A 16,583-nucleotide genomic window follows, 5' to 3' on the forward strand; every position below is an offset into this window, starting at 1 on the left:
CGATCCTGCGGACGGCAGACGATACGGTCGACAGCGGACGATACGGTCGACGGCGGACGATCGGTGAATCGGTGGGGACTCGGTGGTCGCTACTCGTCGAACGGGTTCGTCAGCTCGACCGTCTCCTCGCGATCCGGGCCGACGCCGACGGCGTAAACGGGGGTGTCTATCTCGTCGGCGACGAACTCCAGGTACTCGCGGGCTCCCTCCGGGAGTGCATCGTAGCCGTCCTCGGCGACCGCGGTCGAGTCGAACTCGTTCCACGTGTCCAGCGTCTCGAACACCGGCTCGCAGCGCTCCCACCGCTCGGTCGTAGTTGGGACGGTGTCGATCTCTTCGCCATCAAGCTCGTAGGTCGTACACACCTTCAGCTCGTCGAGTCCGGCGAGGACGTCGACGTGGTTGACCGCGACGCCCGTAAATCCGGAGACGCGCGCTGCGTGGCGTAACATCGGGAGATCGAGCCAGCCGATCCGCCGCGGCCGTCCGGTGACCGTCCCGAACTCGCCGCCCTTCTCGCGGATGTCGTCGGCGAGCGCCTCCTCGTCGGCGTCGCCGTCGAGCTCGGTCGGGAGCGGCCCGGAGCCGACCCGCGAGAGGTACGCCTTCACGATGCCGACGACCTCTCCGTCGCCGACCGTGGTGACGCCGAGCCCGGAGCCGACGGCGGCTCCGCCGGCAGTGGGGTTCGAGGAGGTGACGAACGGGTAGTTTCCGTGGTCGACGTCGATGTGGGTCCCCTGTGCGCCCTCGAAGAGGATCCGATCACCGGCCTCGTGACGACGGTGGAGGTAATCGGAGCAGTTGACGGTCATTCCCTCGTCGGCGAGGCGTTCGCCGATGGCCGTGAACTCCTCGTGGAGCGCGTCGACGTCGAACGCCTCGGCGCGGTCGTCTCCGTCGCCGGATTGCGTCCGGCTGTCAGAGGCACGTTTCGCCTCGCTATCGAAGTCGAGCCCGTACACGTCCTCGACGAGCGCGCGTTTCTGCGGGACGACGTACTCGAGCTTCTCGCGGAGCACGTCGGGCGCGAGCAGATCGGCGACCCGAATCCCCCGACGTCCGGCCTTGTCCTCGTAGGTCGGGCCGATGCCGCGCCCGGTCGTGCCGACTTCGTCGCCGGCGTCGTCGTCGGCTTTGACCTCCTCTTCGATCCCGTCCAGCTCGCGGTGGTACGGCAGGATGACGTGCGCTCGGCGCGCGATCCGGACGTCCGGATCGAGTCCGCGCTCGCGCAGGTCGTCGATCTCGGTGAACAGCGTCCGCGGGTTGACGACGCAGCCGTTTCCGAGGATACCGACCGTTCCCCGGACCGCTCCGCTCGGTACCAACGAGAGTTTGTACTCCGTGCCGCCTTCGACGACGGTGTGGCCGGCGTTGTCGCCGCCCTGATAACGGACCACGACGTCCGCGTCCCCTCCCCACCGGTCGACGAGCGCGCCCTTACCCTCGTCTCCCAGCTGGGAGCCGACGATGGTGAGTGTCATACGAACCGTCAGTTCCGGGCGGGAGGTAAAACCGATTACGGTACACGGACGGGATCAATCCATGAAGCTGGATCGATACCGTCCGTATATCGGACAGATATGGTTATTCGTGCTGACTCGACGGACGCGAGGCGGAACCGGTGGGCCCGATCGACGGAGGCAGCGAGTCACCCGCGCTCCGCGGTTCCGCGATCGAACACGTTAACTACTGCCACGTCAAAGCGTCGGATCGAGCGACCCGGTGGGCGTCCCCGACAGCAACTTTTAAACCGGGGCATGACGAGTTAACATGTGCCATGATAGATCGACTAGAGAAGGAGGTAGACATGTTGGAACGACACCTCCAGGTTCTGCGGATGGTCATCGAAAACGAGCCGATCGGCATCGTCAAGATGTCGAACGAGACGGGTTACCCGCACCACAAGGTGCGCTACTCGCTGCGCGTGCTCGAGGAGGAGAACCTCATCGAGCCCTCCAGCCAGGGTGCGATCACGACGGAGCGAACCCACGAGTTCGTCGACGAACTCGACGAGAAGCTCGACGAAACGGTCGACAAGCTCGGGTCCATGCGGATCGACGACGCTGCAGAGCTCGAGAACTGAACTGATTTGGTTTCACGCGACCGCATTGAGCCGCGTTTTCTGCGTTCCGCGGTGAGCCCCGCGTTCTTCGCGTGGTCGTGAGCTCCGATCTCCGCACTCCGTCACACTCGTAGCCCCCGCGCTTCGTCGTGTTCGTAGCTCTCGCGCCCGCGCCGATCCGGAGACGGTAGCGCCCCGCTTAGAGGTCGGGAACCGTCATGTGGAACCCGCCGTCGCGGGCCTCGACGAGACAGAGGTGGTATCCTCGCTTGCGAGAGAGCTTCACGAAGCTCGCTCGCTTGGACCGACTGAACAGTCCGCCGCCGACGGCGTCGCTCGCGGTCTCCAACGCGCCCGGCTCGAAGAAGCTCTCCGTCACCGCGAACGCCGCCGCGAACGGCTCGTTCGACTCGGCGATGTCGCGGCCGTTCTCGACGAGCGATTCCAGGGTCCCCTCTGCGGTCGGGTCGCGGCTGTCGTTGAGGTCGGCGACGAAGAGCGGATTTCCCATCCGGTCGCGCAAGACGAGATCGAAGGTCCGCTGTTCCCGGGTCTCCTCGCCGTTCTCGCGGATCGCGATCGACACCGATCCGCCAATCTCCGCGCGGTCGACCTCGGGGAGCGCGTCGTAGAGGTCGCGGAGCACGCTCTGGTTGCCGGTGCCGCTCACCTCGAACGGGAGGTCCTCGACGAGCCATCGGGTGAAGCCGTACTCGATCGTCTCCCGAAGGAACTCCTCGTACGGTCGCCCGTCCACGACGAGCCCCTCCGTCTCGAAGCTCGTGTGGTGTTCGATCCGGAGGTTCTCCCGGAGCGCCTCGCGGTCGACGGTGCCGCCGTGGGCGTCCTCCAGCGTCGCGCCGCCCTTGGAGTCGTACCTGACGAAGAGGTTCGTCCCGCTCCGCGCCTCCGCCGGCGACAGCGTCCGTTCGCTCTCCGGAAGCCTCTCACGGGCGTCCGAAAGCTGCTCGCGCAGTCGGTCTCGCTCCTCGCGAAGCGTCGAGACCTCGGATTCGAGCCGATCGATCTCGGTCGCGAGGTCGTCGCGTTCGCTCGCTATCTCGTCGCGTTCCGCCGAGAGTTCGTCGCGTTCCGTCTTCGCCTCGTCGAGGGAGGATTCGAGCTGACGAACCCGTTCTTCTGCCCGCCCGATCGTCTCCGGCTTCGTCGAGCGCTGGGAGACTGCAGACCGGTTCCGTCCGCTCTGTCCGGTCGAACGGGGCTCCGGCGACTCGGCGTCGCGCTCGCTCCGTCCGTCCCCTCCGGTCGAACGGTTTCCTCCTGTCGAACGCTCTGAATTGCGAGATCGCCGCGAATCTCGCGACTCCCGCGAATTACGCGAGCCGCGACCTGACGCGTCGGCGCGTTCCTTCGACCGCTCGCTCGGAGGATCGCTGGCCTCGGACGGATCGAGCGCCGGGATAGACTTCTGCTCGCGCCACTGCGCCTCCTCGGAGAACACGTCGTCGTTTTCCGGGTGCCTCGAAGCGTCGCCAGCGGGACGCGACGCGGAATTGTCGTCGGATGCGGCCGCTTCGGCGTCGATCGAATTGGCGGACCCGGACGAGCCCGTCGGACCGGGCGGTTCGTTCCGATCGGCCGCGTCAGTCTCGATCGATGCGGCGTCCGCCGGCTCCGGATCCGGCTGTTCGGTCGCGGCGACGACGTCGCGATCCGCCCCCTTGACGGCGGACGGCTCGCCACCGGGATCCTCGTCGTCCTTCGATCCGCTCGGTTCCGGCTCGGATTCACCGGGTTCGCCAGATCCATCCGATTCGTCGGACTCGACGAATTCACTCGAGACACCCGAATCGTCGGATTGTCTCGATTCGTCGGATTCACTCGATTCGTCGGATTTATCCGGCCCACTCGATTCGTCGGCCGCACGATCATCGTCGCGATCGCCGTCGCCGGACCCTGTACCGGTCGGAGCCGACGCGTCGGCGGATCCGGTCTCGGTCGCTCCCTCGGGGAGCTCTCGGACGTTCAGATCGACTTCGTAGACGGTGTAGATCCCGACCTCGTCGTCGGCGAGGTCGAATGCGTCGTCGCCTGTTTCCAGCCGGCGCGAGTTCCCCACGTAGGCGGCCGCCATCGACTCGCCGGCCGTGTACGTGACGTAATAGTCGCCCGAGAGCACGTTCTCCGACAGTTCGACGTATCCGGTGAACCCCCCCTTCGAGAGCTTGCGATCGGCCTCGGAAAGCGGCGTGTCGTTCGTGTAGTACTGCGCCCGCGGTTCACCACCCTGTTCCTGCATCGCGAACAGAACAGGAAGCGCCTCGTTCGGGGCCTCGTAGACCGTTCCCGACGCGTCCGCGAATCCGTCGAGGTCGCCGTCGACGACACCGATCACGCGACCCTCGAACACGAACAGCCACGCGGTGCCGTCGGTCACCGCACCGGAGAACTCCCGGTCGACGAGGCCGTTCAGCCCGCCGAACCCGTCGGAGAACGCCCGGGCGTCCCACCCGGTGATCTCCGCTCTTCGCTGTGCGTCCATTCTTGCGTTTATGTCGCCTGCAGCGACCCAAATAGCTTCCGGACCGTGAGACGGCCGTCTGACGCCTGACGACGGCTGGTTCCGTCGATCGACGGGAGTACGGGATCGACGGGAGCCTGGGAGCGACGGAATCGGTGAAATCAGCGGAATCGACGGCGACGAGGTGGCCGGCGATACCGCTACGCGTCCTCGACCGTCGAGATAGCCTCGCGACCGAGTTCGATCACGTCGGTCTGGAGGTCGCTCGATGCGAGTTCGTCGGCCGAATACCAACGCCAACCGTCGGCGTCGACTTCGTCGTCGCCGCTCGGCGCTATCGCTCGGGAATCGACGCGGGCGTAGTACAGGTGGTCGACGTGCTGGTGGCCGACCGAGCCGTCCTCGTGGACGTTGATGTCGTGTAACATCAGGTGGGCTGGCTCGGGGATCCCTCGCGTATTCGGACTCGTAATCGGCGACTCGCTCGCGACGAGTTCCGCCTCCAATCCCGTCTCCTCCCGGACCTCGCGGAGTGCAGCCTCGTGGGGGAGTTCGTCGCGGTCGATGTGGCCGCCGGGCGGGAGCCGGATCCCGAGTCGCTCGTGAGCGTGGAGCGCGGTCGCACCGTCGTTGACGACGAACACTGTCGCCGTGAAGTGGCGGGTGGTTTCCATGTCCGCAGCTTGCGCTCCTCAGGCTTGGACGTTCGGAAACGGCGTCGCATCCGGAGCGAACGGAATTCGCTTTCGAGGGGCGAAAAAACGACCGCCGTCTAGTTCAGCGCGACGTCGTCCTCGGCCTCCAGCAGCTCGTGGTACCGGTTCCGGATCGTGACCTCGCTGATGTTCGCGACCTCGCTGACCTCGCTTTGCGTCACCTTCTCGTTGACCAGCAGGGCGGCGGCGTAGACGGCCGCGGCGGCGAGCCCGACGGGCGATTTGCCCGAGTGGATCCCCTGCGCCTTCGCCGTATCGAGAAGGGATCGGGCCCGCCGCTCCGCCTCGTCGGAGAGCCCGAGATCGGAGGCGAACCGCGGGACGTAGCTCTCCGGGTCCGCGGGCTGAATCTCCAGTTTCAGTTCGCGGACGACGTACCGGTACGTCCGCGCAATCTCGTCCTTCTCGACGCGAGAGACCGCCTCGATCTCGTCGAGGCTTCGGGGGGTCCCGGCCTGTCGAGCGGCGGCGTACAGCGAGGCGGTCGCGACGCCCTCGATGGAGCGGCCGGGAAGGAGGTCCTCGCTCAGCGCGCGGCGGTAGATGACGCTCGCGGTCTCGCGGACGTTGTCGGGGAGGCCGAGGGCGCTGGCCATGCGGTCGATCTCACCGAGCGCCTGCTTGAGGTTGCGCTCCTTGGAGTCGCGCGTGCGGAATCGCTCGTTCCACGTGCGCAGCCGCTGCATCTTCTCGCGCTGGCGGCTGGACAGCGACTTGCCGTAGGCGTCCTTGTCCTGCCACCCGATGTTCGTGGAGAGCCCCTTGTCGTGCATCATGTTCGTCGTCGGGGCTCCCACCCGCGACTTGCTGTCCTTCTCCTTCGAATCGAACGCGCGCCACTCCGGCCCGCGATCGATCTCGTCTTCTTCGACGACGAGCCCGCAGTCGACACACACAGTCTCGCCGTGTTCCGTGTCGGTCGCGAGCTGGCCGCCGCACTCCGGACAGCGCAGCTCCTCGTCGGCCGATTCGGTTTCCGACTCGTCGTCGACGCGCTCCGTCGTGTACGTTCGAACGTTTTCGCTCATTGGTTAGGTCACGTGGAGGGAACGGTGAACCGAGAGACGCATCTCGGCCGGGGTATCCTCACGTACAGGTATGGACCGAACACACATAAACGTTTTCCTTATTCCTATTGATGAAAAACACCGTAGGAGCCATTCACATCGGGAAATGTCGACGTTTAGATGTCCACCTATCGGGTCGGTATCATCCGATGATTCCGTTCATCACTCGGGCGAACGCTTCTATATATATATTCCGTGCCGATTCCGGATCCTCTCGCGGCCGTTTCGGTTCCGTGATGGGGAACCGATTTGAGTATCGGCCGAGCAGCGTGCGTATGAACCGATCACGGCTCGACGCTCGCCTCGGCGACGTCGGAACCGACGGCTATCTGCTCGACGCGTCAAAGGACGACGCGAATCAGCTGTACCTCTCCGGATTCACCGGCCCGGATCCGTTCTTGAGTCTGTACGTCGACGGCTCGATTCACCTCTTAGTTTCCGGGTTGGAGTACGGTCGAGCCCGGTCCGAGGCCGCCGCCGACACGGTCGAGCGCCACGCCGACTACGACTACGAGTACGGCGGTCGCGACGAGCGCTACGACATGTACGCCGCGTTCGTCCGAGACAAGGGCGCGGTATCGGTGTCGATGCCGCCGCGCGCGCCGGTCGGCACCGCCGACGCGCTTCGCGAACGGGGTATCGACGTCGCGGTCGACGAGGACGACCGCCTCCAGGACGTCCGGGCGGTCAAGACCGACGCGGAGATCGAGCACATCCGCGAGTCCCAGCGCGCCAACGAGGCGGCGATGCGCGCCGCCGAGTCGCTGCTAGCGAACGCGGACGTGGCCGAAGAGACCGACGACGCGGACCCCGGAACGCTCCTCCACGGAGACGAACCGCTCACCAGCGAGCGCGTCGCCGAGGAGATCGAGGTGACGCTCCTGCGGCACGGCTGCGCGCTCGACCAGACGATCGTCGCCGGCGGCGCGCAGGCGGCGGACCCTCACGACCGGGGCTCCGGTCCGCTTCGGGCGAACGAGGCGATCATCGTCGACATCTTCCCGCGGTCGAAGGCGACGAAGTACAACGCCGACATGACCCGGACCTTCTGCGTCGGCGGGCCGAGCGAGACGCTCCGGCGGTGGTACGACCTGACCGAGCGCGCGCTCGTCGCCGCGCTCGACGCCGTCGAACCGGGCGCGACGGGAGACGACGTTCACGCGGCCGCCTGCGAGGTGTACGAGGGCGCGGACCTGCCCACATTCCGAACCGACCCCGAGACCGAGACGGGGTTCATCCACTCGACCGGCCACGGGATCGGCCTCGACGTCCACGAGTCCCCGCGGCTCGCGAGCGGCGGCGGCGAGCTGGAGCCGGGGCACGTCGTCACCGTCGAGCCCGGGCTGTACGACCCGGACGTCGGCGGCGTCCGGATCGAGGACCTCGTCGTCGTCACCGAGAGCGGGTACGAGAACCTCACGGAGTACCCGATCGAGTTCGTCGTCGACTGAACCGACTACGGGCTGGGAACGCCGCTTTGGAGGCGATGGTCGAAGAGAAGGTGCCGAGTTCGAGGATCGCATCGGGGCGTGACGTCCCGACCGATCAGCCGGGGAATCGGGCCGTGATCGGAACCCCCTTTTCCGCGGCCGAGCAACGCAGAGCGTGAACTGGCGGTACAAGCACACGGCGCTCGCGCTCTGCACCCTCGCGTTCACCGCGACGATGGTGGCGCGACTCGTCATCAGCCCGCTCGTCCCGCGGATCACGGCGCAGTTCGGCGTCACGAACGCGACGATCGGGCTGGCCCTGTCGGGGATGTGGCTCGCGTACGCGCTCGCGCAGTTCCCGTCGGGCGTCCTCGGCGACAAACACGGCGAGCGGCCCGTCATCCTCGCCGCCGTCGGCGCGACCGCGGTCGCCTCCCTCCTGATCGCCGCCTCGCCGTCCGTGTCCGCCTTCACGCTGTTCACCGTGGTCCTCGGTGCGGGTGCCGGACTCCACTACTCGGTCGCCACAACGTTCCTCGCGAAACAGTACGACGACATCGGCCGCGCCATCGGCGTCCACGTCGCCGGCGGACCGATCGCGGGTCTCGCCGCGCCGCCGCTCGCGGCGATCGTGGGGTCCCGGTACGGCTGGCGCGCCGGCATCCTCCTCGGCGTCGCGGCCGCCGTGCCGGTGTTCCTCGTGTTCGCGTGGCGGGTGCGTCCGACGGAGCCGGTCCGGCCGGATCAGGCCGTCCGCGAGCGGTTCGCGCTCGGTCCGCTCGTCGAGTTGCTCTCGCGGCCCCCGATCCTCTACACGACCGCGCTGGCGACGTTGGGCGCGTTCTCGTGGCAGGCGACCGCCTCGTTTCTCCCGACGTTCCTGGAGGTCGGCGGCGGGCTGTCCACGGCGCTGTCCGCGCTGCTGTTCTCGCTGTACTTCCTCGTCCACGGCGGCACCCAGCCGATAACGGGATCGCTCTCGGACCGGTTCGGGCGCGACGCGACCGCGATGGGAACGATGAGCGCGGGCATCGCCGGGTACGGGCTTCTCGTCGCGACCGCGCGGTTCGATCTCGGGCTCGCACCGACGATCGTCGCCGTCGGGCTCGTCGGGATCGCGATGTCGTGGGGTGCACCGGTCCAGTCGCGGTTCATGGACCTGCTCTCGGAGGCGGAGCGCGGGGCCGGGTTCGGGCTCGTCAGGACGGCGTACATGATGCTCGGTGCGACCGGAAGCGTCGTCGTCGGGACGATCTCCGACGTCGCCGGATGGGCCTCCGCGTTCGGACTGCTCGCCGGCGTGATGACGCTCGGACTCGCCGCGCTGCTCGCGAATCGCTTGTTGGGACTGGGGTACTAGCGGGCAGCGCCGCGCAGAAGGTGACCGCTCCGCGTCGCTAGAGTCGGTCGTCCTCGAGGCTTCCGGGGTCCTGTGCGGTGTCGAACATGTTGTTCTCCGCGCCGTCGAGCATCTCGTCGCGGGGCTCGTCGTCGACGACGCTCACGTTGTACGCCTCGATACCGGAGGCGATGAGATCTTCTGCGGCCTGCTCCTCGGAGACGAACTCCTGGTCGGCGAGCTGTTGGAACTCCGCGTAGACGTCGTCCGAGAGGTTGAGTTCGAAGGTGGGCATACCCCCTCGTTCCGGCCGGACGCTTTTAAGCGTTCCTTCGTCGGCGATGACGATCGCGTAACGGACACCGATCGCTTATAAATCGGACCACGCGCCGAGGAAGCGCTGGAGGGCGGTCAGGTGACCGACCGCGGCGAACACGGCGAGCAGGAGGCCGACGACGTTGAGTCCGGCGACGACTGGTGCCGGGTACACCGACGCGACGAGTCCGACGATCCCCATCAGGGCGAGGCGGTCCGCGCGGCCAAGCAGCCCGCCGTACTCGCGGCCGATGCCGACCGCCTGGATCTGCGTGCCCATGTACGAGGTCATCAGGACGCCCGTGACGGCGAAGAAGCCGAGCGCGTACGACCCTATCCCGGCGGTAAACCCCGCAATGACCGCGATGTCGGCGTAGCGATCGAGGACGTGATCGAGCAGGTCGCCGCCGTCGGAGGAGACCTCCAGGTGGCGGGCGAGCGCGCCGTCGACGAGGTCCAGCCAGCCGTTGAGAAGGACGCACACCGCACCGAGCGCGTAAAAGAGCGGCTCGCCGACCGCGAACGCAGCGGCGGCGGCGACCGCGGCCCCGAACGCGAGGACGCTCACCTGGTCCGGGGAGAGTCCGAGCCGAGCTGCGGCGTGCACCCACGGTCTGAGGAGGCGGTTCGCCACCGATCGGTACTGATCGAGGGTCATCTATCGTGTCGTCCGTCGCGGCCGGTTCCCATATAATCGATGAAGTCGACGGTCCCCGCGCTCGGCTCGCGATCGCCCTCGATCGTGGCGCGGATCGCACCCGCGACCGCCTCGGGATCCCGATCGGTGGTGTCGATCTCGTAGACGTTCTCGATCCCGTGTTCGGCGACCGCCTCCGAGAGGATGACGTCGAGCGCCTCGCTCTCCGCGTTCTCGCGAGCCTTGCGAGTGAGAGCTCGAGACGGTTCCTCCGGCTCGGCAGGTTCCGCGGCAGTCGCGTCCGACTCCCCTCGCTCTCCGAGCCGCGTCTCGATCGTTTCGGGACGGCATCGCAACACGACGACGCGATCGACGTCGAAGCGATGTGCGAGGTGTGAGTCGAGCACGCCCGACCAGTCGCCGAGGTGCTCCCGGACCGCGTCGAGGTCGGCGACGAGTGTGTCGCGGTCCGCGTCGCGCTCGGTCCAGAGGGCGTCGTCGCCCTTGATCCGGTCGTTGAGGTGGATCACGTCGTACTCGTCGTCGAGGAGGGCGGCCGCGGTCGTCTTGCCCGTTCCGGGGGTGCCGGTGACGGCGACGCGGACCGACGCGGAATCCGAGTCCGCATCGGCTCGATCCGGGTCGCTCACGCCCGAACACCGAGCCCGAGGTCCGCGAGCGTCTCGTTGAGCGTTTCGACGGCCTCGCGCGTTTCCTCGCGGGTGCCGGTCGAGATCCGGACGTGGTTCGGGAGGCCGAACGAGGTGCAGTCCCGGACGATCACGCCGCGGTCCTGTGCTGCGTCGGTCACGCCCGTCGCGTCGCCGACCTCGGCGAGCACGAAGTTGCCGGCCGATTCGACGGTGGGCGCGTCGATCTCGTCCGCGATGTACTCGCGCGCCCATCGCGCCGTCTCGACCGACTGCGAGACGTGGTCCTCGTCATCGAGCGCCGCGATCGCCGCCCGACACGCCAGTTCGCTCGCGGCGAACGGGGTGTTGACGCGGGCGTACGCCTCGCCCCACGCCTCCGGAACCACGCCGTATCCGATCCGGAGCCCCGCGAGCCCGTACGCCTTCGAGAACGTGCGCAGGACGGCCACGTCGTCGCGCTCGTCGACGAGCGGGATCGCGCTGTCGATCTCGGCGAACTCCCCGTAGGCCTCGTCGACGACGACGAGCGTCTCCTCCGCGGTCGCGTCTGCGATCGCCTCCACCTCGGCCAGCGGCATCGTCGAGCCCGTCGGATTGTGCGGGGAGGTGACGTAGACGATCCGCTCGCCGGCGTAGGCCGTCAGGACCGCCTCGGCGTCCTGCGCGAAGTCGTCGCCCGGATCGAGTTCGTACTCCGAGACCGCGCCGTGGTGGTACCGGGCGGACATCGCGTAGTAGGCGAATCCCGGGCTCGGGACGAGCACCTCGTCACCGGGATCCAGCGCCGCCCGCGAGAGGTAGTCGATCGAGCCGTCCGCGCCCGGCGAGACCCACACCTGCTCGGGCGTCACGTCCCACTTCTCGGCCAGCTTCGCGGTGAGGTCCGTGTGCGATGACTTCGGGTACTGGTGGATCCGGTCCGCGCGCTCGCGGATCGCCTCGACGGCCGCGGGGCTCGGGCCGTGAGGGTTCTCGTTCGACGAGAGCTTGATCAGGTCGTCGGGGTCGATCCCGCGGTCGCGGGCGACCTCCTCGACGCCCCGCCCGGGCACGTACGGCGAGTGATCGGAGAGATCCCGTGGTTGCATGGCGATCCGTCCGGGACGGCCGGTCTTAAGGGTGGCCGAACGGGCCGACCCGTCCGCATCGGCTTCCCTCGTTCACCGGAAACGCGGTGTGCGAACGAACCGCAGTACGAGGAGGATGGACGGCCGATCGGTGAGTTTCTTTTAAGCGCTGCGGTGGGATCCGTCGCCGCGCTCAGGGCACTCGCACGTCGTGTTCGAGCACGCCGACGCCCTCTACTTCGACCTCGACGGTGTCGCCGTCGGAGAGGGGACCGACGCCCTCGGGGGTACCGGTCGCGATCACGTCTCCCGCCTCCAGCGTGAGGTAGGTCGTAATCTCCTCGATGAGCGTCGGCACGTCGAAGATCAGGTGCTCGCGGTCGCTCGACTGCTTCGTCTCGCCGTTGACGCGAAGCTCGACGCTCGCGTCGGCGGGCACCTCGTCGGGGGTCGCGAGTACCGGGCCGAGCGGGGCGGCGTTATCGAATGCCTTCCCGCGTACCCAGTTCTGCTCGCGGTTCTGGTCGTCTCGGTTCGAGATATCGTCCATGCAGGTGAACCCGGCGACGACGTCCATCGCGTCGTCGGCGTCGACGTCCTTGCACTGTTCGCCGATCACGACGGCCATCTCGGCCTCCCAGTCGATCCGGTCTTTCCCCTCGGGGACCGTGACGGTGTCGCCGTGACTCGCCAGCGCGTTCGGCGGCTTCAAGAAGAGCAGCGGGCGGTCCGGTACGTCGTTTCCGAGCTCGGCCGCGTGTTCCGCGTAGTTGCGCCCGATGCAGACGATTTTCGTCGGCTCCGTCGGCGGGAGCACGTCGATCTCAGGATCGTCGAGCGCGTACTCCTCGCCGGCGAAGGCGACGGTGTCGCTCGCGGGGTCGTAGGTGCCTTCGCGGATCGATCCGGCCGGGTCGCGGAACCGTGCGCGGTGCATGATCCACCGATCGAGCGGCGCGTTCAAAGCGTTGCCGGACGGGACAAATCCCACAGGTGCTCGCCCGAGCGGAAGGGTGCTCGCCCGAGCGGAAGGGTGCGCGGACGAGCGGAAGGGTGCACGGACCGACCTGTGGCGACTGCGGGATCGGGACGTCGATTGCGGATCCGCGGCGTCGACTTTTATTACGGCTCGCCGAGATGTAGGACTCGTACTATGGAACTCACCTGGCACGGACATTCGACGTGGCACGTCGTCGTCGACGACACGGAACTGTTGATCGACCCGCATTTCGACAACCCGAAGACCGACGTCGACCCGGAGGAACTCGATCCGGACTACCTTCTCCTGACGCATGGTCATACGGACCACATCAGCGACGCCGACCGTTACGAGGGCGCGACGGTGGTGGCAACCCCCGAACTGACCGGCTACGTCCAGGACACCTTCGGTCACGACAGCGCCGTCGGCGGCATGGGGATGAACATCGGCGGCACGGTCGAGTGCGGCGACGCGTGGGTCACGATGGTGCGGGCGGACCACTCGAACGGCATCGACACCGGCTACGGAACCTCCGCCGGAATGCCCGCCGGGTTCGTCATCGGCGACAAGAAGCCGACGCAGGAGTCCGACCCAGACTGCACCACGTTCTACCACGCCGGCGACACGGGACTGATGTCCGAGATGGTCGACGTGATCGCCCCATATCTCGAACCCGACGCCGCCGCGCTCCCCGTGGGCGACCATTTCACGATGGGTCCCGCGGGCGCGGGTATCGCCGCCGACTGGGTGGGTGCCGACGTCGTGTTCCCCATGCACTACGACACGTTCCCGCCGATCGAGATCGACACCCGTGAGTTCGTCAACGAGGTGAAGGCGGCCGGGGCCGCCGCGGAACCGATCGTCCTCGAAGGCGACGAGACGTACGTCTTGGAGTAGTCGCCGGGCGAACCGTCGCCGAGCGAACCGCCGTCGAACGGTCTCGGAGCCACCGGCGGCGGGGGCGGCACGGGACGACGGCCATGTTTCACGCTGCTCGACGCGTCCGACGTTCGTGCCGGGCTCCCGGAAGCGTCGTCGCGTGTCGGCAACCTTTACCTGAGGGGGGACGAACCGGGAGGTGTTCATGTCCGACATCGAGACCACCACCGTTTCCGAGGAGGGGTACGCCTGCACCAGTCAGGTCGGCGAGTTCGACCTGCAGATCGACGCGACCGACGAGACCGGCCCGAACCCGAACGCCGCGCTCGTCGCGACGTACGCCTCCTGTTTCCTCCCGGCGTTCCGCGTCGGCGGCAGCCAGCGCGGCGAGGAGGACCTCGGAACAGTACAGATCGACGCGAGCGCCGACCTCGACGGCGACGACGACCTCACGGCCATCGCGTTCGACATCCACGTCGAGGCCGACCTCGACGACGACACCGCAGCCGACGTCGTCGAGCGCGCAGAGGGGATCTGCCACGTTCACAGCGCCCTGCGCGACGAGTTACACGCCGACATCAGCGTCTACCCCGGCGCGTTCTAAACTCTCCTCGTCCGCACGCGGTCCGCTGTTTTTTCGGCCCGGCTACGGCCGTTCGACGCCGGTGAACTCGAACCGAGCGCCGCCGGACTCGCTCTCGCTGAGCGACACCTCCCAGCCGTGCGCCTCGGCGATGCGCTTGACGATGGCTAGCCCGAAGCCGGTCCCGGTCTCCGTGGTCGAGTATCCGCTCTCGAACACCTCGTCGCGGCGGTCCGCGGGAACCCCGGGACCGTCGTCGGTGACGTAGAACCCGCCTGGCAGGTCACCGACGACGACGCGGTCGCCGCCGTGCTCGGCCGCGTTCCGGAAGAGGTTCCCGAAGAGCCGTTTGAGCCGTCCGGGATCGGCGAACACGTCGCGATCGATGTCGACGTCGACGTCGATGGTACTCGCCGAATCGCTGCCGTCCACGTGCGACTCCGACGCGGAGCCGCTCTCGATAGAGCCAAATTCGTCGGCCGCGTATCGGGCCACCAGTTCGTCGACCGCGATCGGGTCGACTGACTCCACGGTATCGCTCTGGCGTGCGAGCGTCAGGACGTCATCGATCAGCCGCTCCATCTCGTCGATCGCGCTCTCACACCGCTCGAAGTACGCCTCGTCTCCCGTCTCCCTGGCGAGGTGAAGGTACCCCGAGAGCACGCTCAGCGGATTCCGGAGGTCGTGTGAGACGATCGACGCGAACTCGTCGAGCCGCTCGTTCTCGCGTTCTATCCGTCGCTCGTACGCCTTCCGATCGGAGATGTCCCGACTGCTAGCGAGGAATCGATCTTCGCCCCGTACGTCGACGCGGCGGACGTGGACCTCGACGGGGAGCGACGTCCCGTCGGCTCGTCGAAAGGTCGTCTCCAGCCGTACCGTCTCGCCCGTTTCGAGGCCTTCCCAGACGTCGTACGCCTCGTCCGGATCCATCTCCTCGTCGATGTCCCAGACGTCCATTCCGACCATTTCCTCGCGGTCGTATCCGAGCCCAGCCGTCATCGCGAGATTCGCGTCCACGATCTTCCCTGAGGCGTCGTGGATGTCGATCATGTCCGGGGATCCCTCGTAGAGGGCCTCCAGTCGGGCCGATGTGCGTTCCAGGTCCCGTTCGCGCTCCTTCTCTTCGGTCACGTCGACGTAGATCCCGACGGCGCGAACCGGTTCGCCTCCCTCGTCACGCTCGACGACGCGCCCACGGTCGCGGATCCACTTCCAGTCGCCGTCTTTCGACCGCAAACGGTGATCGCAGCGGTAAAACTCCGTCTCGCCGACGAAGTGCGCGTTCAGGGCCGACCACACGTCGTCGACGTCGTCGGGGTGAATCCGGTCCTCCCACTCGGAGACATCGAAGGTGATATCGGACCGTTCGTATCCGAGTATCGCCGCCCAGCGATCGTCGAACCGTACCTCGTCGGTGCGGAGGTCCCAGTCCCAGACGCCGATGTTCGCGCCCTCCAAGGCGAGACGGAGCCGATCCGAGAGCTCTCGGAGTTCGCGCTCGCGCCGCGTTCGCTCGGTGACGTCGCGGAAGTACACCGAGAGCCCTGTCTCCGAGGGGTAGACGTCGACGGCGAGGTCCGCGGAGACCCGGTCGAAGTGGAACTCGAAGTTCGTCGGCTCTCCGGTCTCCATCGCGGTCCGAAACCGTTCCTCGACCGCCGTCCCGGCGATCCCGAGGAAGCGGTCCCAGATCCGGTCGCCGAGCAGGTCGCCGGCGTCGCGATCGAAGAGTTCAGCCGCTCGATCGTTGAGGTACGTGAACCGCCACTCGGCGTTGATCCGACAGAACGCGTCAGTCATCCGATCGAGGTGGTCCGCGAACTGTCGCTCCGTACGGGACGCCGACACGACACGATCGATCCGCGACGCGAGCGTCGCGTGCGGATCGTCGAGTTCGTCGGCCGGGAGGTACTCGTCGACGTCGGCCGAGACGGCCTCGCTCGCGACCACTTCCGATCCCTGTCCGGTGAACAGCACGAACGGGAGGGATCCGTGCCGGTCGCGGACCCGTTTCAGGAGGTCGATCCCGTCCGCATCCGGGAGCGCGTACCCGCTGACGACGCAGTCGAACGCCCCGTTCTCGACGGCGTTCAGTCCCGCCTCGGCGTTGGAGGCGGCCTGAACGTCGAAGCGCTTCCCGCGGTTCACGATGGACGAGGCGACGCCTCCCGTCCCGTCCGGATCGTCGCCGACGACGAGCACGCGGATCGGAACGGACGCCGTCCGCGACACCGCCATCGACGCGTTCGCGTGAGAATTGGACTGGTCCCGCTCCGTCATACGATGGCCTTTCGATTATTCGACACGATAACCATTTCCATTTCGTTCAGCCGATCGCTTCCGGCGGTGCGTCCCCTGTTGCCGC

Annotated in this window: 15 protein-coding genes; 5 read left to right on the forward strand and 10 right to left on the reverse strand. The window is 67.3% G+C overall.

Features of this window, described 5'->3' with window-relative positions; all coding sequences use genetic code 11:
• Positions 1 to 89: 89 nt before the first annotated feature.
• Positions 90 to 1,487 carry an adenylosuccinate synthase gene (locus ACFQEY_RS11855; RefSeq protein WP_379768759.1) on the reverse strand — a complete coding sequence of 466 codons (1,398 nt, stop codon included), beginning with the start codon at positions 1,485 to 1,487 and terminating at the stop codon, positions 90 to 92.
• A gap of 296 nt (positions 1,488 to 1,783) precedes the next feature.
• Between ACFQEY_RS11855 and ACFQEY_RS11860 the strand changes: the two genes are divergently transcribed.
• Positions 1,784 to 2,089: a hypothetical protein gene (locus ACFQEY_RS11860; protein WP_004045854.1), complete on the forward strand. Its 306-nt coding sequence runs from the start codon at positions 1,784 to 1,786 to the stop codon at positions 2,087 to 2,089.
• A 178-nt stretch (positions 2,090 to 2,267) separates the two neighbouring features.
• Here the strand turns inward: ACFQEY_RS11860 and ACFQEY_RS11865 are convergent, their stop codons facing one another.
• From ACFQEY_RS11865 to ACFQEY_RS11875, 3 genes are all read right to left on the reverse strand, one after another.
• The gene (locus ACFQEY_RS11865; RefSeq protein WP_379768761.1) at positions 2,268 to 4,571 is read right to left on the reverse strand and encodes a DUF7527 domain-containing protein; all 2,304 of its coding nucleotides are present in this window, start codon (positions 4,569 to 4,571) and stop codon (positions 2,268 to 2,270) included.
• Between the two features lie 179 nt (positions 4,572 to 4,750).
• Positions 4,751 to 5,224, reverse strand: coding sequence for an NUDIX hydrolase (locus ACFQEY_RS11870; RefSeq protein WP_379768763.1), 474 nt, complete (start codon positions 5,222 to 5,224; stop codon positions 4,751 to 4,753).
• Positions 5,225 to 5,322: 98 nt separating this feature from the next.
• Positions 5,323 to 6,294, reverse strand: a complete 972-nt coding sequence (locus ACFQEY_RS11875; RefSeq protein WP_379768765.1) for a transcription initiation factor IIB — start codon at positions 6,292 to 6,294, stop codon at positions 5,323 to 5,325.
• A gap of 314 nt (positions 6,295 to 6,608) precedes the next feature.
• On the opposite strand from ACFQEY_RS11875, the gene ACFQEY_RS11880 reads away from it, so the two are divergent.
• Positions 6,609 to 7,784 carry a M24 family metallopeptidase gene (locus ACFQEY_RS11880; protein WP_379768767.1) on the forward strand — a complete coding sequence of 392 codons (1,176 nt, stop codon included), beginning with the start codon at positions 6,609 to 6,611 and terminating at the stop codon, positions 7,782 to 7,784.
• Between the two features lie 154 nt (positions 7,785 to 7,938).
• A complete protein-coding gene (locus tag ACFQEY_RS11885) occupies positions 7,939 to 9,123 on the forward strand; it encodes an MFS transporter (RefSeq protein WP_379768769.1) in 1,185 nt (394 codons plus the stop codon).
• Positions 9,124 to 9,160: 37 nt separating this feature from the next.
• On the opposite strand, the gene ACFQEY_RS11890 is transcribed toward ACFQEY_RS11885, so the two are convergent.
• From ACFQEY_RS11890 to ACFQEY_RS11910, 5 genes are all read right to left on the reverse strand, one after another.
• Complete coding sequence (locus ACFQEY_RS11890; protein WP_280585598.1) at positions 9,161 to 9,397, reverse strand: DUF7120 family protein; 237 nt, start codon at positions 9,395 to 9,397, stop codon at positions 9,161 to 9,163.
• A 75-nt stretch (positions 9,398 to 9,472) separates the two neighbouring features.
• Entirely contained in the window at positions 9,473 to 10,075 is a 603-nt protein-coding gene (locus ACFQEY_RS11895) for a CDP-alcohol phosphatidyltransferase family protein (RefSeq protein ID WP_379768771.1), read from the reverse strand.
• Complete coding sequence (locus ACFQEY_RS11900; protein ID WP_379768773.1) at positions 10,072 to 10,704, reverse strand: adenylate kinase family protein; 633 nt, start codon at positions 10,702 to 10,704, stop codon at positions 10,072 to 10,074. The genes ACFQEY_RS11895 and ACFQEY_RS11900 overlap by 4 nt, the downstream gene beginning before the upstream one ends.
• Positions 10,701 to 11,795: a histidinol-phosphate transaminase gene (hisC, locus tag ACFQEY_RS11905; protein ID WP_379768775.1), complete on the reverse strand. Its 1,095-nt coding sequence runs from the start codon at positions 11,793 to 11,795 to the stop codon at positions 10,701 to 10,703. The genes ACFQEY_RS11900 and hisC overlap by 4 nt, the downstream gene beginning before the upstream one ends.
• 172 nt (positions 11,796 to 11,967) lie before the next feature.
• The gene (locus ACFQEY_RS11910; RefSeq protein ID WP_379768777.1) at positions 11,968 to 12,711 is read right to left on the reverse strand and encodes a fumarylacetoacetate hydrolase family protein; all 744 of its coding nucleotides are present in this window, start codon (positions 12,709 to 12,711) and stop codon (positions 11,968 to 11,970) included.
• A gap of 216 nt (positions 12,712 to 12,927) precedes the next feature.
• Here ACFQEY_RS11910 and ACFQEY_RS11915 point away from each other — a divergent pair, with 216 nt between their 5' ends.
• Together ACFQEY_RS11915 and ACFQEY_RS11920 are read left to right on the forward strand one after the other, a co-directional pair.
• Entirely contained in the window at positions 12,928 to 13,650 is a 723-nt protein-coding gene (locus tag ACFQEY_RS11915; protein WP_379768779.1) for a metal-dependent hydrolase, read from the forward strand.
• Positions 13,651 to 13,837: 187 nt separating this feature from the next.
• Positions 13,838 to 14,236: an OsmC family protein gene (locus tag ACFQEY_RS11920; protein ID WP_379768780.1), complete on the forward strand. Its 399-nt coding sequence runs from the start codon at positions 13,838 to 13,840 to the stop codon at positions 14,234 to 14,236.
• Positions 14,237 to 14,278: 42 nt separating this feature from the next.
• On the opposite strand, the gene ACFQEY_RS11925 is transcribed toward ACFQEY_RS11920, so the two are convergent.
• Positions 14,279 to 16,498 carry a PAS domain S-box protein gene (locus ACFQEY_RS11925; protein ID WP_379768782.1) on the reverse strand — a complete coding sequence of 740 codons (2,220 nt, stop codon included), beginning with the start codon at positions 16,496 to 16,498 and terminating at the stop codon, positions 14,279 to 14,281.
• Positions 16,499 to 16,583: the final 85 nt, after the last annotated feature.

It is taken from the genome of Halorubrum trueperi, assembly GCF_042662525.1.
Classification (GTDB): Archaea; Halobacteriota; Halobacteria; order Halobacteriales; family Haloferacaceae; genus Halorubrum; species Halorubrum trueperi.